Here is a 19615-nt window from a genome sequence, read left to right as displayed (position 1 = left end):
GCGACAAAAAAGCCGGCGCTCTTTCGGGCGCCGGCTTCTTCATTCAGGACTGGGCCCGCCTCACGCCGCCGGCGGATCCAGATGGTACACGCGCGAGCAGTACTCGCAGGTCACGTGGATCTTGCCGTCGGGCTCGACCATGTCGGCCATTTCCTCGGCCGAGAACGAGTCCATCACCACGCCGATGCGGTCTTCCGAGCAGCGACAGAAGGCGCGCAGCGGCTTTTCCTCCAGCAGACGCACGCCGTCCTCGTTGAACAGCCGCCACAGCAGGGTCGGGGTCGAGACGGTGGGGTCGATCAGCTCGTCCTCGCCGGTGGTCTCGAACAGGGCCTGCACGTGGTTCCAGGCTTCCTGGGTCTCGCCGCGCGACTGGTCGCCGGCGATGGCCTGGATCAGGATGCCGCCGGCGCGCCATTGCGGCCCCTCGCCAGTGTCGACCTGGCCGACGGCCAGGCGCACGCGGGTCGGGGTCTGCTCCGACTGGGCGAAGTACTGCTCGGCGCACAGCGCCAGTGTCTCACCTTCGATCGGGGTGACGCCCTGATAGCGGTCCATGTCCGCGCCCTGGTCCAGGGTCATGATGAACACGCCGCCGCCCAGCAGGGTCTTGGCTCCCGGACGCGTGAAGCCTTCCGAGATCGCCGCGACCTCGTCCGGATCGAACCGGCAATAGCCGCGCAGGCCGCCGCTGGTGTCGTAGTCGACCACGACATAGCGCACCGGGCCGTCGCCCTGGGCCTGCACGATCAGCCGCCCCTCGAACTTCAGGCTGGAGCCGACCAGGGCCGCCAGCGCGCAGGCCTCGCCCAGCAGGTTGGCCACCGGATCGGGATAGGCATGGCGCGTCAGCACCTCGTTCACGGCCTCGCCCAGGCGAACCATGCGGCCGCGCACGGGCAGGCCTTCGATCTGAAACGCGGAAACGACGTCGTCGAGGACGGCAGGATTGGAAGCGATGTCGGTCATGGGGAGGCTAGATAGGATGGGTGAGCATCAATTGCGAGTACCGCGCTTTTAGATCCTCCCCCGCGTTGCGGGGGAGGTGGCCCAGCGGGCCGGAGGGGGCCAACTCGGCCGACCTCCAGCTTGCCCCCTCCGTCGGCTTCGCCGACACCTCCCCCGCAACGCGGGGGAGGATCTGGAAGCTCTACCCAATCGCCCCGAACGCCCAGGCCAATACCGACTTCTGGGCGTGGATGCGGTTCTCCGCCTCTTCCCAAACCAGCGAGCGCGGACCGTCCATCACCGAGTCGGTGACTTCCTCGCCGCGGTGGGCGGGCAGGCAGTGGAGGAAGACGCCGTTGGCGGCGGCCAGGTCCATCAGCTTGTCGTCGACCTGGTAGGGCTCGAAGGCGGCCAGGCGTTCGTCGTGGTCGGTGTCGCCCATCGAGACCCAGGTGTCGGCCACCACCACGTCGGCGCCGCGGACGGCGTCCTTGGCGTCGGTCATCATGCTGACCTTGCCCTGCAGGCTCTCGGCGCGCGCCAGGTCGTGCAGGTCAGCGTGATAGACCGCCGGGCAGGCGATCTTCAGCTCGAAGCCCAGCAGCGGGGCGGCGTGGATGAAGCTTGAGCAGACGTTGTTGCCGTCGCCGACCCAGGCGATCGTCTTGCCGGCGATCGGGCCGCGATGTTCCTCGATGGTCAAGAGGTCGGCCATGATCTGGCACGGATGGCTCTTGTCGGTCAGGCCGTTGATCACCGGCACGGTCGAGACCTGGGCGAAGCGCTCGACGTCGGCGTGGCTGTTGGCGCGGATCATCACCGCGTCGACCATGCGCGACAGCACCTTGGCGGTGTCCTCGATGGTCTCGCCACGGCCTAGCTGCATGTCCGAGGCGGTCGAGATGATCGCGCTGCCGCCCAGCTGGCGCATGGCGGCGTCGAACGAGAAGCGGGTGCGGGTCGAGTTCTTCTGGAAGATCATCGACAGCACGCGGTCCTTGGCCGGCGCATCGGCGTCGACCTTGCCCTGCGGCCAGCCCTTGCGGGCGGTCTTGCGGGCGTGGGCGTCGTCCAGCATCAGGCGCAGGGTCGCGCCGTCCAGCTTCCACAGGTCGATGAAGTGGCGGGGTTGAGCCATCTGACTATCCCTATTCCCGTCTCCCCGGCGAAAGCCGGGGCCCAGATACATCCTGGAAGTCGACGGGCTTGATCTGGGTCCCGGCTTTCGCCGGGAAAACGGTGAAAAGAGAGCCCTAGGCCGAGGCCTTGGCGCGGGCGACTTCGCAAGCCTTCTCGAGCTTGGAGATCGCCTCGCTGGCTTCCTCGATGGTCAGGTTCAGCGGCGGCAGCAGGCGCACGCAGTTGTCGCCGCCACCGGCGATCAGCAGGTTCTGATCGCGGGCCATGACCATGAATTCGCGGTTGTTGGGCACGACCTTGATGCCGATCAGCAGGCCCTTGCCGCGGATGTCGACGACGACGTCCGGGAAGCGGTCCTTCAGGCCGTTCAGCTGCTGGGTGAAGTAGCCGGCGACGGTGTTGACGTTGTCCAGCAGCTCATCGCTGTTGATCGCGTCGAACGCCGCATTGCCGACCGCCATGGCCAGCGGGTTGCCGCCGTAGGTCGAGCCGTGGGTGCCGGGGGTCATGCCCTTGGCGCCTTCGGTCGAGGCCAGGCAGGCGCCGACCGGGAAGCCGCCGCCCAGGGCCTTGGCCACGCACATGATGTCCGGCTCGCTGCCCGGCGCCCATTCGTGGGCGAACAGCTTGCCGGTCCGGCCCATGCCGCTCTGAACTTCGTCGTAGATCAGCAGGATACCGGCGTCGCGGGTGATCTGGCGCAGCTCCAAGAGCTGGGCCGGGGTCAGCGAACGGGCGCCGCCCTCGCCCTGCACGGGCTCGATGATGATGCCGGCGGTCGTCGGGCCGATGGCCGCCTTCAGGGCGTCCATGTCGCCGAACGGCAGCTGGATGAAGCCCGGCAGGCGCGGGCCGAAGCCGTCCAGATAGCCGGCGTTGCCCGAGGCGTTGACCGCCGCGTACGAGCGGCCGTGGAACGAGCCGTCGAAGCCGATGATGTCGATGCGCTCGGAATTGCCGTTCATCACGTGATAGCGGCGGGCGGCCTTCAGGGCGCACTCAATGGCTTCTGTGCCCGAGTTGGTGAAGAACACCACGTCGGCGAAGGTGGCCGCGCACAGCTTGTCGGCCAGCACTTCCTGCTCGGGGATCGTGTAGATGTTGGAGACGTGCCAGAGCTTCTCGCCCTGGGTCTTCAGCGCCTCGACCAGCGCCGGATGGGCGTGGCCCAGGCCGCAGGTGGCGATGCCGGCCACGCAGTCCAGGTACTCTTCACCCGTGGTCGAGAACAGTCGCGCGCCTCGGCCTCGTTCGAACGCCAGCGGAGCGCGGTTGTACACGCCCATGATGTGGTTCTGCGAGGGGTTGGACGACGTCGCGGTGCTCAAGGACCGGCCTCCCAAAAAGGAAAGAAGCCCCCGTGCTGAAAGCACGGGGACCGGAAGGCCGCAGGTTGTCGGCTTCGAACGCGGTCGTGTCAATCAACGGACGATGACGACGCCCTGAAAACGCGGCGAAATCTGCGACTTTTGTCGCTTGGGTCACACACTGGCGTGCGGCGGGCCAGCGAACATCCGACCGGCGACCTCGGGCGTGTAGAAGGCGTGGTAGCGGGCGCTGCCCTGCGGCGGCAGCACCTCGACCAGCACGCGGTTGTCGATCCACAGCTCGACGAGGTCGAAGACGCCGCCGCGATCGCAGTGCACCGCGCGCCAGCCGTGGGCCGCGCCCAGAGCCAGGATCTCGTCGGCCGACAGCTTGCTGGTGATGGCGACGTGGAAGCCGCTGGCGTCCTGGGTCGCGCCGTCCTGGCGGATCTGGGTCTCCCACGGCATCACGAAGGGGCCGTCGGAGACGCGGCTGTCCGGCGCCCCCTGCCCCGGATGATGGGCGCTGGTGTGCGGCACGACCTCGACGCCCAGGCCCGAACCGTCGCGGGCGATGGCGACGAAGGCGCCCTCCACGACCGGGAACGGCATGACGACGCCGTCGATGATGGCGCCGAAGACCTCGGCGACGGTGCGCGGGTCACGGGCGGGAATGGAAACGTGGGCGATCATGGGATCAGGCTTCTGGCTGATACGCGTGGGTGTCGAACTGGGCGAAGGGGTCGGGGGCGACGGGCGCGCCGCCCCGGGTCTTGAGGTCGGCCAGCAGGACCTCGGCGGCCCAGCCCAGCGCGTCGGCGGCGGGCGGTCCCGACAGGGTCCACTGCTCGCGCAGCGAGATCCAGGCATAGGCCGAGTACAAGAGCTGCAGCACGGCGGCGGCCTTGGCCTGCTCGCCCTCGGGCAACGCAGGCGCGGCCTGGGCGACCAGACCCAGGAAGGCCTCGCGACGCTCGGGATCCAGGCTGGCGCGGGCGGCGCGGCCCTGGGCCGTGGTCACCCGGGCGACGATCTGGGCCGGGCTAGCGTCGAAGCTGGCCATCAGGGGCTTGATCTTGGCCAGCAGGTCGGCAGGGCTCTCGGGCATGCCGACGCGCACACCGTCCTTGCGGTTTAGGTGCTCCCACAGGCCTTTCAGCAGCAGCTCGCGGCTGGGGAAGTGGCGATAGACGGTGACCTCGGTGACCTGGGCGCGCTCGGCGACGGCGCGGTTGGTCGGGGCCTGGCCGTCGCCCTCCTCCACCAGCGCCGCCATGGCCGCCAGGATCCGCTCCCGGGTGGCCTCGGCCTGGTCGCGCCGCAGCGCCGAATTGTATGATCGAACTGAAGACATGATGTAAGTATGTATTACATCAATTGAAACGCTACAACATGAAAAAGCCCCGGGCCTTGCGAACCGGGGCTTCTCGAAGCGTAAGGGTTTGTTTCGGCTCAGCTCTTCAGGCGATAGCCGGTGACGAACAGACGCCAGCACCACAGGAACAGGGCCACGGTCAGCACGCCCATGCTGACGACGCCGATGGCGATCGAGCCGTCGGCATGGCCAATGAAGCCGTAGCGGAAGCCGTCGATCAGATAGAAGAACGGGTTGAAATGGCTGGCCGTGCGGAACGGCTCGGGCAGCTTGTCGACCAGGTAGAAGGTGCCCGACAGGAAGGTCATGGGCATGATCAGGAAGTTCGTCACGGCGGCCAGTTGGTCGAACTTCTCCGCCCATAGACCGGCCAGCACGCCAGCAAGGCCCAGGATCAGCGAGGCGGCGACGCCGAAATAGAGGATGGCCCAAAGGTGGGCGATCGACAGGCCTGCGCCCGGCAGCACACCGATGACCAGGGCCGTGACCGCCCCGACCACCACGCCGCGCGTGGCCGCGCCCAGGGCAAAGGCCGAGACCTGCTCCAGCGCCGACAGCGGCGGGGTCAGGAAGTCGGGGGTCAGGCCCATCATCTTGGCCTGGATAAGCGACGAGGACGAATTGGCGAAGGCGTTGTTCAGGATCGCCATCATGATCAGGCCCGGGGCCACGAAATGGCCGAAGGTGATGCCGCCCACGGCCGGTCGGCTCGAGCCGACGGCGACCACGAACACCAGCATGTAGAGCAGCGTGGTGACCACCGGCGCAGCGACCGTCTGAGTCCCGACCTTCCAGAATCGGCGGATTTCGCGCTGGTACAGGGTGACGAAGCCGGACCAGTTCCAACCGCCATAGTTGCGCGGTTGGGGCGGAATGACGCTCTCGGCCATGTCTCTCATCGGCAAAACCCTTGAATTTCCAGGGATGTGCGCCCTGCGGCCACGTTTCGCAAGCTTGGGCTTGCGTGAATCAACATCTTGTTTCTGTGGACAGAGTCGATGGCGCCTATTGTGCGCTTTAACACATTCTTTACGATATGTAGTAGAGCAGCCGCCGGCGGGGCGGCTTCATCACCATATATGGGGTGATGGGCGTGGGGACGCCCGTCTCCTCTCACAATGGCGGAGATGGGTTATGAGCTGGACCGACGAACGGGTCTCGACCTTGAAGAAGCTGTGGCTGGACGGCCTCTCGGCCAGCCAGATCGCCAAACAGCTGGGCGGCGTAACGCGCAACGCCGTCATCGGCAAGGTGCACCGTCTGGGCCTGTCGGGCCGCGCGGCGCCCTCGCAGCCGGCGCGCCCGGCTTTCAAGGCTCCGCGTCCGGCGCGTCCGGCCGCACAGGCCATGCCGTCGGCCCCGCGCCGCGTGACCCCGGTCGAGGCGCCGTCGGTCCCCGTGGCCGCCGCCCCGGCGCCGCTGCCGGCTTTCCGTCATGAAGAGCCGGGCTCGGCCACCGTGCTGACCCTGGGCGCCCACATGTGCAAGTGGCCGATCGGCGATCCGTCGTCGGACGGCTTCACCTTCTGCGGCCGCCGCTCGTCGGAAGGCCCCTACTGCGTCGAGCACGCCCGCGTGGCCTACCAGCCGCAGCAGACCAAGAAGAAGGGCGGCGCCACCGAGCTCGCCCGTTCGCTTCGCCGCTACATCTAAGAAGAACAAAAGTCTCTCAGAGCGGCGGATCCCCGGATGGTCGAGGCGACCATCCGGGGATTTTCCGTTTCAGGGGTCAGGACCATACCCCCAAATAGCCTTCCTAGGCCTTGTCCCTAGGACCCATGCTTCGGCTGGACGCGGCGACGCGAAAATGCGTTCGGCCATCGTAGGCACGCCCCCCGCCCCTCCGCGCGAACGGATCGATGGGTCCTAGGCTCAAGGCCTAGGAAGGCAGGTTCTTGTTGCTGCGTGGCCAGGGATGAGCGGACGGTTGCTCCATCGCCGCCAGCACGCGCGGCAAGTCCTCGGCCATCATTCTCTTTTTCAAACCGCCGGTCCCCAGGCTGGCCAGGAACCGCCTCGCCGGCGGGCGGACCAGGGTCTCCAGGATCCGCTCGCGCACGAAGTCGGGACGGAAGCCAGCCCACGCCCCGGCGACGCTCATCAGGTTGACGGCGAAGGCCGGGAACACCTCGCGCTCGAGGATGTCGCGCACCTGATCCGCCGAAAAACTGCCCGCCAATGCCGCCCGGGCGATCGCCTGGTAGTCGTGATCCTGCATCTCGGTATCCAGGAACAGCTCTGCCAGCGCGCACCACAGCGGCAGGCGCGCTTCGATCTCATCCTGGCTCAACGTGCGTTCGGCCATTTAACCCCGACACGGCTTTGGCCTATCTAGAGCCCTATGAGCGATCTGCCGCCAACCGATTCCAACGCGCCGCCCTACTCGGTCTCAGAACTGGCCTTCGCGCTGAAGCGCACGCTGGAGGACCGCTACGGCTTCGTGCGGCTGCGCGGTGAGCTCAGCAAGGTCACCCACCATGGCAACGGCCACGTCTATCTGACCATCAAGGACGACAAGTCCGCCATCGACGGCGTGGTCTGGAAAGGCAATGTCCGGGGCCTGGGCGTGCGGCCCGAGCACGGCCTGGAAGTCATCGTCACCGGCAAGATCACCACCTATCCGGCCGGCTCGCGCTACCAGATCGTCATCGACAGCATGGAGGCCGCCGGCGTCGGCGCGCTTCTGGCCCAGCTGGAACGGCTGAAGGCCAAGCTGGCCTCCGAGGGCCTTTTCGCCCCCGAGCGCAAGCGCCCCCTGCCCTCGATGCCGACCGTCGTCGGCGTCATCACCAGCCCGACCGGCGCGGTCATTCGCGACATCCTGCACCGCATCCGCGACCGCTGGCCCTGCCAGGTTCTGGTCTGGCCCTGCGTGGTGCAGGGCGACGCCGCCGCCGGCCAGGTCAGCGCGGCCATTCGCGGCTTCAACGCCATCCAGCCCGGCGGCCCGGTCCCCCGTCCCGACATCCTGATCGTCGCGCGCGGCGGCGGCTCGGTCGAGGACTTGTGGGCGTTCAACGACGAGGGCCTGGCCCGTACCGTCGCCGAGGGGACCATCCCCCTGATCTCGGCCGTCGGCCACGAGACCGACACCACCCTGATCGACTTCGTCTCCGACCGCCGCGCGCCCACGCCGACGGCCGCCGCCGAGATGGCCACGCCGGTGCTGGCCGAGCTGCGCGCCCTGATCTCGGACTTCGACCGCCGCCTGAACCGCTGCGGCTCGCGCACCATCGAGGAGCGCCGCACCCGCCTGGTCAGCGCCGCCCGCGGCCTGCCGCGTCCCGACGACATCCTGGCCCTGGCCCAACAGCGGTTCGACATCGCCTCGGGCCGCCTGGACGCCGCGCTTCAGCGCAACACCGCCGTCCACGCCCACGACCTGCTGAAGATCACCGCCCGCCTGACGCCCGACGCCCTGCGCCGCCAGCACGCGACCAAGGCCGAGCGCGTGACCGACCTCTCCCGCCGCCTGGACCTGGCCGCCCGCCGCGCGCCCGACCGCGTCGCCCAGCACGCCCGCCTGCCGGCTCTGTGGCAGCGCCTGAACGCCGCCGGCGACCGCCGCCTGCAACGCGACGCCGACCGCCTGGCCAATCTGGAAAAGCTGCGCCAGTCGCTGAACCCCGAACGTCCGCTGGAGCTGGGCTTTGCCCTGGTCCGCAAGGGCGACGGGACCCTGGCCCGCTCGGCCGCCGACCTCGTCTCGGGCGAGCGCGTGAATCTGAAGTTCAAGAGCGGCGACCGCGACGCGGTGATCGACGGCGAAGGCGGCTTCGTCCCGCCGCCGCCCGCACCCGCCCCGGCCGCCGCGCCCAAGCCCCGCCCCAAGCCGGCCACGCCACCGGCCGACCAGGGCGACCTGTTCTGAGCCGCCGGTTCGGCGTAGAGTAAGACCCATGAACGCTTTCGATCGTGATCTCGGCAAGTCCGACGGCCTGGCCGTCCTGCACTATGGCGACGGCGAATACGCCGTGCTCAGCCCCGGCCGCTTCGTGCTGTGCGCCGTCAGCAACAAGCAGATCCCGCTGGACGCCCTGCGCTACTGGAGCCCCGAGCACCAGGAAGCCTATGCCAGCCCCGCCGAAGCGCTGAAGCGTTGGCAAGGGGCCTGAACCGCCGCGCGGTCCTGGCCGCGCTGCCGCTCTCCGCGCTTTCCGCAAAGGCCTTCGCGGCCGCGCCGGGCCTGACCCTGTCGGGCAAGTACGTGCAAGGCGGCTATGTCGTCGGCCGAACGACCCCGCGCGCTATGATCGACGTGGACGGCAAGGTGCTGACCACGGCCTCGGCCAACGGTTGGTTCTTCGTCGGCTTCGACCGCGACGCCCCGCCAACCAGCGTCCTGACCGTGACCACGCCAGAGGGTTCGGCCTTGCACCAGGCCACGATCGCGCCCGGCGACTTCGACATCCAGCGCATCAACGGCCTGCCGCCCGAGCAGGTCTCGCCCACCGATCCGGTGCTGCTGCAACGGCTGCTGGCCGAGGGCGCGCGCAAGCAGGCGGGCTTCGCCAGCCTGGCCGATCTCGAGGGTTTCCGCGACGGTTTCATCCTGCCGGTGACCGGAGCGAGGCGTTCAGCGCGTTTCGGTGGCCAGAGAATCCTCAATGGCGAACCTAAGCGTCCCCATTTTGGGGTCGACTTGGCGACACCCGTCGGCACACCCGTGCGCTCTCCAGCGCCCGGCCTAGTTGCGTTCGCCGAAACCGGGCTGCACTTCGAAGGCGGCCTGGTTTTGATCGACCACGGCCAGGGCCTGATCACCGCCTATTTGCACCTGTCCAAAATCCTAGCGCCAACAGGGACTTACCTGAAGCAGGGTCAGGTCTTCGCCCAGACCGGCAAGGAAGGCCGCGCCACGGGGCCGCATCTGTGCTGGCGCATGAAGTGGCGCGACCGCAACCTTGATCCCTCTCTGCTCGTCGGCGCCGGGCCCTTCCGAGGGTAAACCGTCACAAAAGTCGCCCCTGGCGCGAGTGAAGATCATTCGATAGCTATCCGCCTCCATCGAGCGCGATGTGGGCAGCACGCACTCGGTACTTCCGCGAGTCCTTTAGGAGGCGACTCCCGCATGTCGGCGGCGCTCGAAAAGCTGCGCTTTTTGCTGGTGGACGACAACCAGCATATCCGGTCGATCGTCTCGACGATCCTCAAGGGCGTTGGCGTCAGACATATCCGAGAAGCGATGGACGGGGCCGAAGGCCTGCAGATCCTCCGCGACTGGCAGACGGACATCGCCATCATCGACTTCAAGATGACGCCGCTGGATGGGGTGCAGTTCACGCAGCTGGTGCGCAATTCGCCCGACAGCGTCGACCCGTTCCTGCCGATCATCATGCTGACGGGCTTCGCCGAGCGTCACCGCGTGTTCGAGGCCCGCGACGCCGGCGTCACCGAGATCGTGGTCAAGCCGGTCACCGCCCGCTCGCTGCTGGACCGCATCAACACGGTGATCTTCCACCCGCGGCCGTTCATCCGCTCGCCGGACTATTTCGGCCCCTGCCGCCGCCGCCGCCACGACCCGAACCACAAGGGCCCGTTCCGCCGCAACGGCGAGCGCGACGCCGGCGAAGAGAAGATCGAGATCTAATCTCATGGCTTTCCTGGGCCTTGTGCCCAGGACCCAGCGTTCAGACGCTGCTGCTCGGGGCCGAGTTCACGGCCTTTCCACCAGGTGATCCGACGAAAGCCGAACCAGCCGCCGCCATGGGTCCTGGGCACAAGGCCCAGGAAGGCCGGGAAGGGTCAGCCCCCCTGCCCCTCAGCCTCCCGCTGCGCCAGCGCCGCATAGACCTCATTCGGCCAGCGGCGGTGGACCCAGAACCATTCCGCCGGCCGCTCGCGAATGCGGTCTTCCATGAAGGCGTTGATCATCCGCACGCCGGCCTCGATGTCGGCCGTGCGGTCGCCGGTGCTGGGCGGGACGATCGGCTCGTGCACCACCGCCCGGAAGCGCGCGCCCTTCAGGCGCTGCACCGACATCGGCTGCAGCACCGTGCCAAAACGGATCGCCAGGCGCGTGGGCCCCGGCGCAGTGCGGGCGTCATGGCCGAAGAACGGGGCTGCGACGCCGCTGCCGAACTTCTGGTCGTTCATCAGGGCGACCGAGCTGCCCTTCTTCATGCCGTCCAGCAGTTCGCGCGCCCCGTCCCCGCCCTTGGGTGCGAACAGGCGCACGCCATAGCGGAAGCGGCTGTCGCGGATACGCTTGTCGACATAGGGATTGTTGGCCGCGCGATAGGTCATCTCGCAGACCACGCCGCTGTCGACGATGGCGGCCGGCATGACCTCCCAGTTAGACAGATGGCCCGAGACGAACACCACGGGGATCTTCTGCTCGGCGATCTGCGCCAGGCGCTCGCCGTTGACGACCTCGACCCGGCCGGTCGACGGCAGGATCTTGTCCATCAGCGGGAACTCGGCGAACGAGCGGCCCAGGCCCTCCCACTGCTCTTCCAGGATCTGGTCGCGCCAGGCGGCGTCCTTTTCCGGGAAGGCCAGCTTCAGATTGCGGGTGGCGACCTTGTGCGCCCCGCTCAGCGGCCCCAGCGTGCGGCCCAGCCAGCCGCCGAAGTCCGACGCGCGGTCCACGCCCATCAGGCGCACGGCCCCGATGAAGAGGTCGAAGCCCAGGGCCTCCAACCGCCAGAGCAGATCCTGAACCCAAGGCTGACGCTTATCCGACATGCGCCCTTAGTAAGCTTGCACACACGTGCGGCGCAACGGCGCCTCGCCCGGCACGCGACTTGCGGCTGTCAGTCCAGACCGTTCCGTTTCGGGACGGGTCCTGGAACAACTAGGGGGCACGGCTTCCATGGGCAACGACATAGACACGCATCTGGGCAAGCGCCTGCGCCGCCGGCGCCGCCTGCTGGGCCTGACTCAACAACAGCTGGCCGGCACGGTGGGGGTGCGCTTCCAGCAGATCCAGAAGTACGAGTGCGGCGCCAACCGGATTTCGGCCGCCCGCCTGTGGCAGCTGTCCGAGGCCCTGGAGGTGCCGGTGGGCTACTTCTACGACGGCCTGTCGGACGTGCGTCGCGAGGCGGCCAACGAGTCGGAAGGCGGCGAGATGTTCGCCCGCAAGGAGACGCTGGACCTGATCCGCGCCTATTACCTGCTGGGCGAGCGTCCGCGCCGTCGCCTGCTGGACCTGGCCAAGTCGCTGAATGGCGGCGCGCCGGAACATGCCGACGCGTAACCCGGTTCGAGTAACGGTAGCGTACCTGCGGCGGGGGCGTTAAACCCCGCCTCATGACGCTTTCCGCTGACTCCCTCGCGGCGCTCGACGCCTTCGTCCTCGACCTGAACAAGGTGTCGGCGGAGGTCATCCTGCCGCTGTTCCGGGCCGACCACGGCCTGGAGGACAAGGGCGCCGGCAAGAACCTGCCGCGCGAGAGCCACGCCGCCTTCGATCCGGTCACCGAGGCCGACCGCGGCGCCGAGGCCGCGATCCGCAAGCTGATCAGCGAGCGCTATCCCGAGCACGGGGTGATCGGCGAGGAATATGGCGAGGACCGCCCGGACGCCGAGTTTGTCTGGGTCCTGGACCCGATCGACGGCACCCGCGCCTTCATCTCCGGCCTGCCGCTGTGGACCACCCTGATCGGCCTGCGCCACCAGGGTCGCCCCGTGCTGGGCTCGATCGGCCAGGCCTATCTGGACGAGGTGTTCATCGGCCACGCCGGCGGCTCGCGCCTGGTCGCCCGCGGCCAGGAAAAGCCGATCCGCGTGCGCGAATGCGCCGACCTGACCGACGCGGTCATCGCCACCACCGACGCCGACGCCTGCTTCGACGGGTCCGAGCGCGCAGCCTGGCTGCAGGTCCGCGCCGCCGCCAAGCTGGCCCGCATGGGCTGCGACGCCTATGCCTACGCCATGGTCGCCATGGGCAAGATGGACATGGTCATCGAGGCCGGCCTGAAGTCCTGGGACATCGAGGCCGCCATCCCCCTGATCGAAGGCGCCGGCGGCATGGTCACCAACTGGCGCGGCGAGCCCGTGGGCCCCCACGGCGGCCAGATCGTCATCTCCGGCGACCGCCGCCCGCTCGACGAAGCCCTGGTCAGTCTGAAACGTTCGGCGAAGTAGGGGCGCTGGTCAGCAAACTCTCCAGTAGGCTGATCATCTCCAGCCCCAAATCGTCAGGCGTCTGGACCACCGCTGCGCGCGGGTAGTAGCGGCTAACATCGTAGTCGACCCCCATCGCGGCCAGCTCGATATCGCTGGCCGCTTCCAGGTCCGCGATCGTCTCGCACAGATTCCGGTCGAGATAGCCGAGGTCATTGGCGAGGAGTGTGGAATCGTCGACGGGGGCGCCATCCGAAACCACCAGCAGAATCTTTCGCCGTTGCGGTAGCGCTCTCAAGCGAGACGCCGCCCAGGCTAGCGCCTCCCCGTCCACATTCTCCTTCAGCAGTCCTGGCCTCAGCATCGGCGCGAGCGATGCCGCAGGATCGCCCGCGCGGCGATACACGACATGCAACAGATCGCAGAGGCGCCCCGGTGCTCGGGGCCAACGTCCCCGCCCCAACCATCGTTTCCGGGATCGACCTCCCTTCCACGACACCGTCGTAAAGCCCAACACCTCGACCACGCAGCCCAACGAGGTGAGAAAGTCGTAGCTGATCTCAGTGGCGGCGGCCGCGAGCAGTATGCGCCGCCCCTTCATAGATCCGGAATGATCCACCAAGACCGCAATGGCAGTGTCGGCAAGTCCGGCGACCGTCCCACGGACCCTGGCGCCGGCATTTAGCGCCGCAAGGTCGGCGCTGGTCCGCCAGACCTGCAGCCCCTGGCCCAGCAAATCCCAGCTTTCCCACGCACTGGCTTTCGCGGCGTCCGACAGCGGACCCAGCACGCTGTCCAGATCCTTGGCGTCGATGATCTTGTCGTAGTCGTGTGTATAGACACGATAGCCTTGGGAGTGGTCAGGCTCGCGTTTTCGGAACAGCCGCAGCAAGCTTTTCATGCCGCTCAGTCTGAAACGTTCGGCGAAATAAGCGGCTCCCGCGGGGCTGCCGGGTCGACGGTTTCGTCGAAGGCCTTCCAGAAGATGGCGCGGCGCTGGTCGGTCTCGATCAGGATCTCGTGGTAGGCGCCGGCCACTTCCAGATAGCGCCCCTGCGGGATGCGGGCGGCGATCGCTCTCTGGTCAGGATTGAGCACGCGGTTGTCGAGTTCGGCGGCGACCAGGGTCACCGGGATCTTGATGGCCTCGACACCCTTGGTTCGGCGCAGCCAGGCGCAAGCGGTGACCGCGAAATCAGCCCAGCCCCAGGTCATGCCGCCGACGGCCAGGTCGGGATGGGCGCGCAGCAGGGCCATGTAGCGGTCGTAGCGCGCCTCGTCGTGGGTCAGGGCGTCGCCGGTGAAGGTCTGGGCCAGCGGGTCGTACTGGCCGCCCTGCACGTACTCGCCGGCCAGGCCGACGCGCGAGACGGTCCAGGACAGCGGCGTGGCCAGCCAGGGCGGAATGCCGCCGGTGTTCAGGCCCAGCATCGGCGCCGACATCACCGCCGCCGCGAACCGGTTCTCGCCGCTGGCCAGGGCCAGCATGGTCAGGCAGCCGCCCATCGAGTGGGCCATGACGATCCACGGCTTGGGCATCCGCGCCTCGAACGTGTCGAGCAGCGCCTTGTAGTCGGACAGGAAGGTCTTGAAGCCTCGGGCGTGGCCCTTGAGGCGGTCCGGCAGGCCGCGGGCCGACAGCCCCTGCCCTCGCCAGTCGTGGACCAGCACGGCGAAGCCGCGGCCCAGGAGGTCGTCGACGACCTCGAAATACTTCTCGATCGGCTCGGTGCGCCCGGGGCTGAGCACCACCGTTCCCCGCGCGGGCCCTTCGGGGAAAAAGGTCGCGGCGCGGAGGGTCGCCCCATCCGCGCCGCTAAACCACTCGGCCTTACCGTTGGCGGGAACCGGAGCCTCGGGAATCGAGACCAGAGACGCCGGTTCGCTCATGCCGTGGCTCAGCGCATCTTGGCGAACAGGGCGCCCATCTTCGGCTGCAGCGCCATGGCGGCGCCCATGTCCGACAGCTTCAGCTTGCCGGTCATGACGGCCATGGTCGGGTCCAGCGTGCCGGCGCCGATGGCCAGCAGGTCGTCGATGCTGAGCGTCATGGTCAGGTCGGCGGGCTTGTCCTCGTTGGTGACCGAGCCGCCGTCGATGTGGATGAAGCCGGCGTCCTTCAGGTCGAACTTGAGGCTCTTGCCCAGGCCGCTGTCGTCGCCCACGGCGCCCTTGATGCGGTCGGTGATTTCCTGAAGCGTAGCCATAAGCGCGATCTCCCTCTGCGCGAAAAGTGTTGGCGGATAGCTAGACCGCGCGCCGTCGACAAGTAAACACCGTTCAGACGACGCGCGGGCTTATTTCTTCCCGTCGTAGAAGGCGACCTTAACGGGCGACTTTGTCAACTTTACCCGCACGGCGCCCTTGTGGTCGGCCGGTCGGAAATAGGGAACGCCCTCGGCGATCGGCAGCGGCGCGGTGCGGCCGCCGGCAAAGGTCACCATCCCGCCCTCGGCCTTCGGAAAGGCGATGCCGGTCATCTTCGGCGCCATGATGGCCATGACGCCGGCGGCCTTGCCGATCACCGTATTGGCCTCGGTCACGGTCGCGGACAACTCGCGCGCATCATAGTCCTGGCCCGGCTTCAGCGTCGTACCGAACTGCATCATCGTGCTCATCTTCCAGCCGACCGGCACGTCGAAGACCAGGGCCGGATCGCCCTCCAGCTGGGCCAGGGTCGGCAAACGCTCGAAATAGCCCTCAGCGTCCACCGGCAGCGGGGTGCGCGCGCCGTTGCGCTCGACCAGGGTCGCCTTCAGGGTCGGCAGCTTCTGACCCTCGTGGCGGACCGCATAGGTCAGTTTCAGGCGCGTACGCTCGGCGGGCGGGACCTTCAGGAACTTGTCCAGGAACGGCAGGGCCTTGGTCGCCTCGACCGACTTCTCGGCGAAGGCGGGGCTGGCGGCAGCCAGGACGGCCGCAGCCAGGATCAGCGCCAGCGGCCTCATGTCGGCTTCACGAACTTGAGGGTCATGCGGTCGCTCTCCCCGATGCCGTCGTACTTGGCGTGGTCGAAGCCGGGCTCGGCCGGCTCGCCGCGCGGGGCCGACAGGCGCGTGGGCGGCAAGGTCCAGACGCCGAACGGATGGTCCTTGGTGTCCTTGGGATTGGCGTTGATCTCGCTGGCCTCGACCAGGATGAACCCGGCTTCCTTGGCCATCTGGATCACGTAGTCCTGTTGGACATAGCCGTCGGCGGCCAGCACGTCCTGGATGCGCCCCGGCTCGCCGCGGTGCTCCTCGACGCCCAGGATCCCGCCCGGCTTCAGCGCCGCCAGCGCGTCCTTGAACGCCTTCTCGGCGATGCCGCCGGCCATCCAGTTGTGCAGGTTGCGCAGAAACAGCACCAGGTCCGCCGAACCGTCCGGCGCGACCGGACCGCTGGTCGGCCCGAAGGCGGTGAAGGTCACGTCGCCATAGACGCGCTTCTTCTCGGTCAGCTTGCGGCGGTAGGCCTCGACGATCTCGGCGGCGGCCGGATCGGCCGGATCGCTGGCCTGCAGCACCGCCTCGTAGAGCTTGCCCTTGGTGTCAGCCAGGTACGGCGCGAGAATGTCGGTGTACCACCCCGCTCCGGGCCAGAACTCGACCACGGTCTGGCCGGGCTTCAGGCCCCAGAACGTCAGGCTCTCGACCGGATGGCGCCAGACGTCGCGCGCCCGGTCGTCGGCCGAGCGCCAGTCGCCGGCGACCACCGCCTGGATGGTCTTGGGCGGAGCCTTCTCGGCCGGCTTGGCCGGCGCCTGGGCGGCCTCGTCCTTCTTGCCGCAGGCCGAGAGACCCAACGCGCCCACGCCGGCCAGAACACCCCGCCGCGACCAATCCCTCACGGAAAACACCACCCGGCTTAGGCCGGCTTCTTGAAGCGCAGGGTCATGCGGTCGCTCTCGCCGATCGCATCGTACTTGCTGCGGTCGAAGTTGGGATCGGCCGGCTGGCCGCCCGGCGCCGTGCGCTTGGTCGGCGGCAGGGTCCAGACGCCGAACGGGTGGTCCTTGGTGTCCTTCGGGTTGGCGTTGATCTCGGACTGGGCGTCCAGGACGAAGCCGGCCTTTTTGGCGATAGCGACCACCGTGGCGGTGTTCAGATAGCCGTCGGCGGCCTTTTCCGAGCGCGGGTCGGCGCGGTGATCCTCGACGGCCAGCAGGCCGCCCGGCTTCAGCACGGCGAAGAAGTCGGCGAACACCTTGTCGGCCATGCCCGGCGCGCCGGTCCAGTTGTGGACGTTGCGGGCGGTCAGAACCAGGTCAGCCGAACCCGGCGCGCCCAGCGGGCCCGAGGTCGCGCCGAAATTGGCGTAGGCGACATGGCCGTACTTGGCCTGGTCGGCGAAGCGGGCCTCGAAGTCGGCGCGGCCCTTCTTGGCGCCTTCCGAGATCTTCGGGTTCGACAGGTCGGCGACGCCGGCGATGTAGTGGCCGCCGGTGGCCTTGGCGTACGGCGCCAGGATCTCGGTCCAGTAGCCGCCGCCGGGCGAGATCTCGATCACGGTCTGCTTGGGCTTCAGGCCCCAGAAGGTCAGGCTCTCGACCGGGTGACGGGCGCCGTCGCGGGCGACATCAGCGGCGGGACGGGTCTTCGAGGCGACGGCGGCCTTCAGGGCGGCGTCCTCGGCGAAGGCGGCGGCGGGCGCGGCCAGGGTGAGCACGGCGGCGGCGAGCATGACGTGGCGACGGAGCATGGCGGCGTGTCCTTCGGTGATGGAGCGGGGCGACCTTAACCGCGACGAGGGGTGCGTCAAACGATTCACGTTCACCATCGAGGCAAGCCCTTGAACGTGGAAATCCGCTCACCAACTAGTTTCACGAAGGCGCTGGAAACCCGGGCCTTCCGGACCACAGGCGACGCCGAACTCGGGTCGCCACGGGACGAACCTTTTGAAGACCTTGCTTGATAAGAAGGATCTGACTCTATGCGTACTTTCGACCTGTCGCCCCTGCACCGTTCGCTCGTCGGTTTCGACCGCCTCGCCGCCCAGCTCGACGCTGCGGCCCGCAGTGAAACGGCCTCGGGCTATCCCCCGTACAACATCGAACGCACCGGCGAGAACGACTACCGCATCGAGATCGCGGTGGCCGGCTTCAAGCCCGAAGAGCTGAACGTCGAGGTGAAGGAAAACCTGCTGACCGTCACCGGTCGCAAGGCGGCCAACGACGGCGACGCCAAGCAGTACCTGCACCGCGGCCTGGCCGAGCGTAACTTCGAGCGCAAGTTCCAGCTGACCGACTACCTGGTGGTGGTCGACGCCGATCTGTCGAACGGCCTGCTGTCGATCGCCCTGAAGCGCGAGCTGCCGGAAGCCCTCAAGCCCCGCACGGTGGAGATCAAGTCGAACCCGTCCTCGACCCTGATCGAAGGCGAAAAGGCCGCCTAAGCGGCGGCCTTGAGTTCCTAGTCTCCCCTAATCCCCTCTGAACTTGGGCGGCGTCGCAAGACGCCGCCTTTTTCGTGTTCGGAGGGACCTAGAACTCCAGCCCCTGCACCGAGCTCAGCTCGACGTCCCGGAAGCTGGCCTTGGCCACACGGGCCCCGGTGAAGTCCGAGCCGCGCAGGTCGGCGCCGTCCAGCACCGCCTCGCTGAGGTCGGCGGCCTGCATCATGGCGTAGCGCACGCGCGCGCCCTGCAGGTTGGCCTGGGTCTGGCGAGCCGGTCCCAGCGGCAGCGGCGACAGGAACGCCTGGCGCAGGTCGGCCTTGGTCAGGTTGGCGCCGGTCAGCTTGGCCCCGCGCAGGTCCGCCCCGCGCAGATTGGCGGCCCGCAGGTCGGCGCCGGCCAGGTTCGCGCCCTGCAGCTGAGCGCCGGACAGGTCCAGGCCCACCATGCAGGCGCCCTTGGCGCTCATGGCGGTCAGGCGCAGGCCCTTCAGCTTGGCGCCCAGCGGCCGCAGATCCTCGCCGTCCAGGCGGGCGCACGCGCCCTCCTTGCCGCCGGTCTGACACCACAGCTGGTTGTCCATGCACATCTTGTAGAGCGCCTGGGCCCGCGACACCGCCTCGGGCGTCGAGGTGCGCAGCGCGCCGTTCATGTGGGCGCCGCTGACGCGGGCGGTCGAGGTGTCGACCCCGGCCATCACCGCGCCGGTCAGGTTGGCGCCTTCCAGGTTCGCGCCCTTGACGTCGGCGCCGTCCAGAATGGCCCCGACCAGATTGGCTTCTTTCAGATTGGCGCCCGCGAGTTTGGCGCCGCGCAACGAACAGTCGCTGAAATCGGCCTTGAATGCCGACACGCCTTCGAACTGGGAGCCGTCCAGCGTGGCGCCGGAGAAGTTCACTTCGTCCACTTCACCCTGCCGCGTCTCGTGGCGCAAGGTGTCGAGGCCTTTGCGAGGATGCGGAATGGCGATCTGGCCTTCGCGGAAATCGGCTTGGGTCAGGTCGGCCTGGGCCAGGTTGGCGCCGCGCAGGCACGCGCCGCGCAGGTCGGCGCGGATCAGCGAGGCCTGGCGCATGTCGCTCTTGCGCAGGTCGCAGCCGAACAAGCTGGCGCGATCCAGCTTGGTGCGGACCATGCGGCAGCCTTCTAGGATCGAGGCGGACAGGTCCGCGTCGGTCAAGTTTCGGAACGACAGATCAAGGCCCGACAGCTGCATGAAGCGAAGGGAGGCGCGTTTGCCGCCCTGCTTGCCGGTAACGAATTTCTCGTGCGCCGTTACGATCATGTCGAGCTCGGCTTGGCTCAGGCGACGACGCCCGGCCACGCTTTGCGCGGCGTTCATAACGTAGGTTCCCCGTTAGGTTCTTTTCTTAAGTTACGCGCACTGTAGAGGCCGATGGAC

At 68.0% G+C, this 19615-nt stretch carries 23 protein-coding genes; 8 read left to right on the top strand and 15 right to left on the bottom strand.

All coding sequences use genetic code 11. The annotated features are described in order from the left end of the window. Positions 1-60: 60 nt before the first annotated feature. The 6 genes from ABDW31_RS08280 to ABDW31_RS08255 form a co-directional block, all read right to left on the bottom strand. Entirely contained in the window at positions 61-969 is a 909-nt protein-coding gene (locus ABDW31_RS08280; protein ID WP_184718186.1) for an Hsp33 family molecular chaperone, read from the bottom strand. Between the two features lie 181 nt (positions 970-1150). Then, positions 1151-2086, bottom strand: coding sequence for an ornithine carbamoyltransferase (gene argF / locus ABDW31_RS08275; protein WP_184718184.1), 936 nt, complete (start codon positions 2084-2086; stop codon positions 1151-1153). A 115-nt stretch (positions 2087-2201) separates the two neighbouring features. Then, positions 2202-3416 carry an aspartate aminotransferase family protein gene (locus tag ABDW31_RS08270; RefSeq protein ID WP_184718183.1) on the bottom strand — a complete coding sequence of 405 codons (1215 nt, stop codon included), beginning with the start codon at positions 3414-3416 and terminating at the stop codon, positions 2202-2204. Between the two features lie 153 nt (positions 3417-3569). Next, positions 3570-4088: a hypothetical protein gene (locus ABDW31_RS08265; RefSeq protein WP_184718181.1), complete on the bottom strand. Its 519-nt coding sequence runs from the start codon at positions 4086-4088 to the stop codon at positions 3570-3572. Between the two features lie 4 nt (positions 4089-4092). Next, positions 4093-4749, bottom strand: coding sequence for a TetR/AcrR family transcriptional regulator (locus tag ABDW31_RS08260; RefSeq protein ID WP_184718179.1), 657 nt, complete (start codon positions 4747-4749; stop codon positions 4093-4095). Positions 4750-4847: 98 nt separating this feature from the next. Beyond that, the gene (locus ABDW31_RS08255; RefSeq protein ID WP_184718177.1) at positions 4848-5669 is read right to left on the bottom strand and encodes an ABC transporter permease; all 822 of its coding nucleotides are present in this window, start codon (positions 5667-5669) and stop codon (positions 4848-4850) included. A 235-nt stretch (positions 5670-5904) separates the two neighbouring features. On the opposite strand from ABDW31_RS08255, the gene gcrA reads away from it, so the two are divergent. Next, complete coding sequence (gene gcrA, locus ABDW31_RS08250; RefSeq protein ID WP_184718175.1) at positions 5905-6423, top strand: cell cycle sigma 70 cofactor GcrA; 519 nt, start codon at positions 5905-5907, stop codon at positions 6421-6423. 226 nt (positions 6424-6649) lie between these two features. On the opposite strand, the gene ABDW31_RS08245 is transcribed toward gcrA, so the two are convergent. Continuing rightward, entirely contained in the window at positions 6650-7075 is a 426-nt protein-coding gene (locus ABDW31_RS08245; RefSeq protein ID WP_184718173.1) for a hypothetical protein, read from the bottom strand. 36 nt (positions 7076-7111) lie between these two features. Between ABDW31_RS08245 and xseA the strand changes: the two genes are divergently transcribed. From xseA to ABDW31_RS08225, 4 genes are all read left to right on the top strand, one after another. Next, positions 7112-8641: an exodeoxyribonuclease VII large subunit gene (gene xseA / locus ABDW31_RS08240; protein WP_184718171.1), complete on the top strand. Its 1530-nt coding sequence runs from the start codon at positions 7112-7114 to the stop codon at positions 8639-8641. A 28-nt stretch (positions 8642-8669) separates the two neighbouring features. Then, the gene (locus ABDW31_RS08235; protein ID WP_184718169.1) at positions 8670-8885 is read left to right on the top strand and encodes a DUF2093 domain-containing protein; all 216 of its coding nucleotides are present in this window, start codon (positions 8670-8672) and stop codon (positions 8883-8885) included. Beyond that, complete coding sequence (locus tag ABDW31_RS08230; RefSeq protein ID WP_184718167.1) at positions 8870-9718, top strand: M23 family metallopeptidase; 849 nt, start codon at positions 8870-8872, stop codon at positions 9716-9718. The genes ABDW31_RS08235 and ABDW31_RS08230 overlap by 16 nt, the downstream gene beginning before the upstream one ends. Before the next feature lie 123 nt (positions 9719-9841). Further along, complete coding sequence (locus ABDW31_RS08225; protein WP_184718165.1) at positions 9842-10360, top strand: response regulator; 519 nt, start codon at positions 9842-9844, stop codon at positions 10358-10360. A gap of 155 nt (positions 10361-10515) precedes the next feature. On the opposite strand, the gene ABDW31_RS08220 is transcribed toward ABDW31_RS08225, so the two are convergent. Continuing rightward, complete coding sequence (locus ABDW31_RS08220) at positions 10516-11457, bottom strand: lysophospholipid acyltransferase family protein (RefSeq protein WP_184718163.1); 942 nt, start codon at positions 11455-11457, stop codon at positions 10516-10518. A gap of 127 nt (positions 11458-11584) precedes the next feature. On the opposite strand from ABDW31_RS08220, the gene ABDW31_RS08215 reads away from it, so the two are divergent. Together ABDW31_RS08215 and hisN are read left to right on the top strand one after the other, a co-directional pair. Then, positions 11585-11971 (top strand): helix-turn-helix transcriptional regulator, encoded by a 387-nt coding sequence (locus ABDW31_RS08215; RefSeq protein WP_184718161.1) that lies wholly within the window; start codon positions 11585-11587, stop codon positions 11969-11971. 53 nt (positions 11972-12024) lie between these two features. Then, positions 12025-12861 (top strand): histidinol-phosphatase, encoded by an 837-nt coding sequence (hisN, locus tag ABDW31_RS08210; protein ID WP_184718159.1) that lies wholly within the window; start codon positions 12025-12027, stop codon positions 12859-12861. On the opposite strand, the gene ABDW31_RS08205 is transcribed toward hisN, so the two are convergent. From ABDW31_RS08205 to ABDW31_RS08180, 6 genes are all read right to left on the bottom strand, one after another. After that, entirely contained in the window at positions 12836-13741 is a 906-nt protein-coding gene (locus ABDW31_RS08205) for a cobalamin biosynthesis protein CobT (protein ID WP_184718157.1), read from the bottom strand. The two genes, hisN and ABDW31_RS08205, sit on opposite strands and share 26 nt — an antisense overlap. A gap of 5 nt (positions 13742-13746) precedes the next feature. After that, positions 13747-14730 carry an alpha/beta hydrolase gene (locus ABDW31_RS08200; RefSeq protein ID WP_184718156.1) on the bottom strand — a complete coding sequence of 328 codons (984 nt, stop codon included), beginning with the start codon at positions 14728-14730 and terminating at the stop codon, positions 13747-13749. 8 nt (positions 14731-14738) lie between these two features. Next, the gene (locus tag ABDW31_RS08195; RefSeq protein WP_184718154.1) at positions 14739-15047 is read right to left on the bottom strand and encodes an SCP2 sterol-binding domain-containing protein; all 309 of its coding nucleotides are present in this window, start codon (positions 15045-15047) and stop codon (positions 14739-14741) included. Between the two features lie 90 nt (positions 15048-15137). After that, positions 15138-15788: a hypothetical protein gene (locus ABDW31_RS08190; protein WP_184718152.1), complete on the bottom strand. Its 651-nt coding sequence runs from the start codon at positions 15786-15788 to the stop codon at positions 15138-15140. Beyond that, positions 15785-16681 (bottom strand): class I SAM-dependent methyltransferase, encoded by an 897-nt coding sequence (locus tag ABDW31_RS08185; RefSeq protein WP_184718150.1) that lies wholly within the window; start codon positions 16679-16681, stop codon positions 15785-15787. The genes ABDW31_RS08190 and ABDW31_RS08185 overlap by 4 nt, the downstream gene beginning before the upstream one ends. A 5-nt stretch (positions 16682-16686) precedes the next feature. After that, complete coding sequence (locus ABDW31_RS08180; RefSeq protein WP_184718148.1) at positions 16687-17520, bottom strand: class I SAM-dependent methyltransferase; 834 nt, start codon at positions 17518-17520, stop codon at positions 16687-16689. 231 nt (positions 17521-17751) lie between these two features. On the opposite strand from ABDW31_RS08180, the gene ABDW31_RS08175 reads away from it, so the two are divergent. Next, the gene (locus ABDW31_RS08175) at positions 17752-18213 is read left to right on the top strand and encodes an Hsp20 family protein (protein WP_184718146.1); all 462 of its coding nucleotides are present in this window, start codon (positions 17752-17754) and stop codon (positions 18211-18213) included. Between the two features lie 88 nt (positions 18214-18301). Here the strand turns inward: ABDW31_RS08175 and ABDW31_RS08170 are convergent, their stop codons facing one another. Next, a complete protein-coding gene (locus ABDW31_RS08170) occupies positions 18302-19555 on the bottom strand; it encodes a pentapeptide repeat-containing protein (RefSeq protein WP_184718144.1) in 1254 nt (417 codons plus the stop codon). Positions 19556-19615: the final 60 nt, after the last annotated feature.

It is taken from the genome of Caulobacter sp., assembly GCF_039596335.1.
Taxonomy (GTDB): Bacteria; Pseudomonadota; Alphaproteobacteria; order Caulobacterales; family Caulobacteraceae; genus Caulobacter.
The sequence above is the reverse complement of the archived record's forward strand: the minus strand, read 5'-3'. Positions and strand labels throughout refer to the sequence as shown.

Excerpts from the sequence above, each read along its gene's own strand:
- ABDW31_RS08280 (WP_184718186.1), bottom strand. The coding sequence starts at position 969 with ATGACCGACATCGCTTCCAATCCTGCCGTCCTCGACGACGTCGTTTCC.
- argF (WP_184718184.1), bottom strand. The coding sequence starts at position 2,086 with ATGGCTCAACCCCGCCACTTCATCGACCTGTGGAAGCTGGACGGCGCG.
- ABDW31_RS08265 (WP_184718181.1), bottom strand. The coding sequence starts at position 4,088 with ATGATCGCCCACGTTTCCATTCCCGCCCGTGACCCGCGCACCGTCGCC.
- ABDW31_RS08260 (WP_184718179.1), bottom strand. The coding sequence starts at position 4,749 with ATGTCTTCAGTTCGATCATACAATTCGGCGCTGCGGCGCGACCAGGCC.
- ABDW31_RS08255 (WP_184718177.1), bottom strand. The coding sequence starts at position 5,669 with ATGAGAGACATGGCCGAGAGCGTCATTCCGCCCCAACCGCGCAACTAT.
- gcrA (WP_184718175.1), top strand. The coding sequence starts at position 5,905 with ATGAGCTGGACCGACGAACGGGTCTCGACCTTGAAGAAGCTGTGGCTG.
- ABDW31_RS08245 (WP_184718173.1), bottom strand. The coding sequence starts at position 7,075 with ATGGCCGAACGCACGTTGAGCCAGGATGAGATCGAAGCGCGCCTGCCG.
- xseA (WP_184718171.1), top strand. The coding sequence starts at position 7,112 with ATGAGCGATCTGCCGCCAACCGATTCCAACGCGCCGCCCTACTCGGTC.
- ABDW31_RS08235 (WP_184718169.1), top strand. The coding sequence starts at position 8,670 with ATGAACGCTTTCGATCGTGATCTCGGCAAGTCCGACGGCCTGGCCGTC.
- ABDW31_RS08225 (WP_184718165.1), top strand. The coding sequence starts at position 9,842 with ATGTCGGCGGCGCTCGAAAAGCTGCGCTTTTTGCTGGTGGACGACAAC.
- ABDW31_RS08220 (WP_184718163.1), bottom strand. The coding sequence starts at position 11,457 with ATGTCGGATAAGCGTCAGCCTTGGGTTCAGGATCTGCTCTGGCGGTTG.
- ABDW31_RS08215 (WP_184718161.1), top strand. The coding sequence starts at position 11,585 with ATGGGCAACGACATAGACACGCATCTGGGCAAGCGCCTGCGCCGCCGG.
- hisN (WP_184718159.1), top strand. The coding sequence starts at position 12,025 with ATGACGCTTTCCGCTGACTCCCTCGCGGCGCTCGACGCCTTCGTCCTC.
- ABDW31_RS08205 (WP_184718157.1), bottom strand. The coding sequence starts at position 13,741 with ATGAAAAGCTTGCTGCGGCTGTTCCGAAAACGCGAGCCTGACCACTCC.
- ABDW31_RS08200 (WP_184718156.1), bottom strand. The coding sequence starts at position 14,730 with ATGAGCGAACCGGCGTCTCTGGTCTCGATTCCCGAGGCTCCGGTTCCC.
- ABDW31_RS08195 (WP_184718154.1), bottom strand. The coding sequence starts at position 15,047 with ATGGCTACGCTTCAGGAAATCACCGACCGCATCAAGGGCGCCGTGGGC.
- ABDW31_RS08190 (WP_184718152.1), bottom strand. The coding sequence starts at position 15,788 with ATGAGGCCGCTGGCGCTGATCCTGGCTGCGGCCGTCCTGGCTGCCGCC.
- ABDW31_RS08180 (WP_184718148.1), bottom strand. The coding sequence starts at position 17,520 with ATGCTCCGTCGCCACGTCATGCTCGCCGCCGCCGTGCTCACCCTGGCC.
- ABDW31_RS08175 (WP_184718146.1), top strand. The coding sequence starts at position 17,752 with ATGCGTACTTTCGACCTGTCGCCCCTGCACCGTTCGCTCGTCGGTTTC.
- ABDW31_RS08170 (WP_184718144.1), bottom strand. The coding sequence starts at position 19,555 with ATGAACGCCGCGCAAAGCGTGGCCGGGCGTCGTCGCCTGAGCCAAGCC.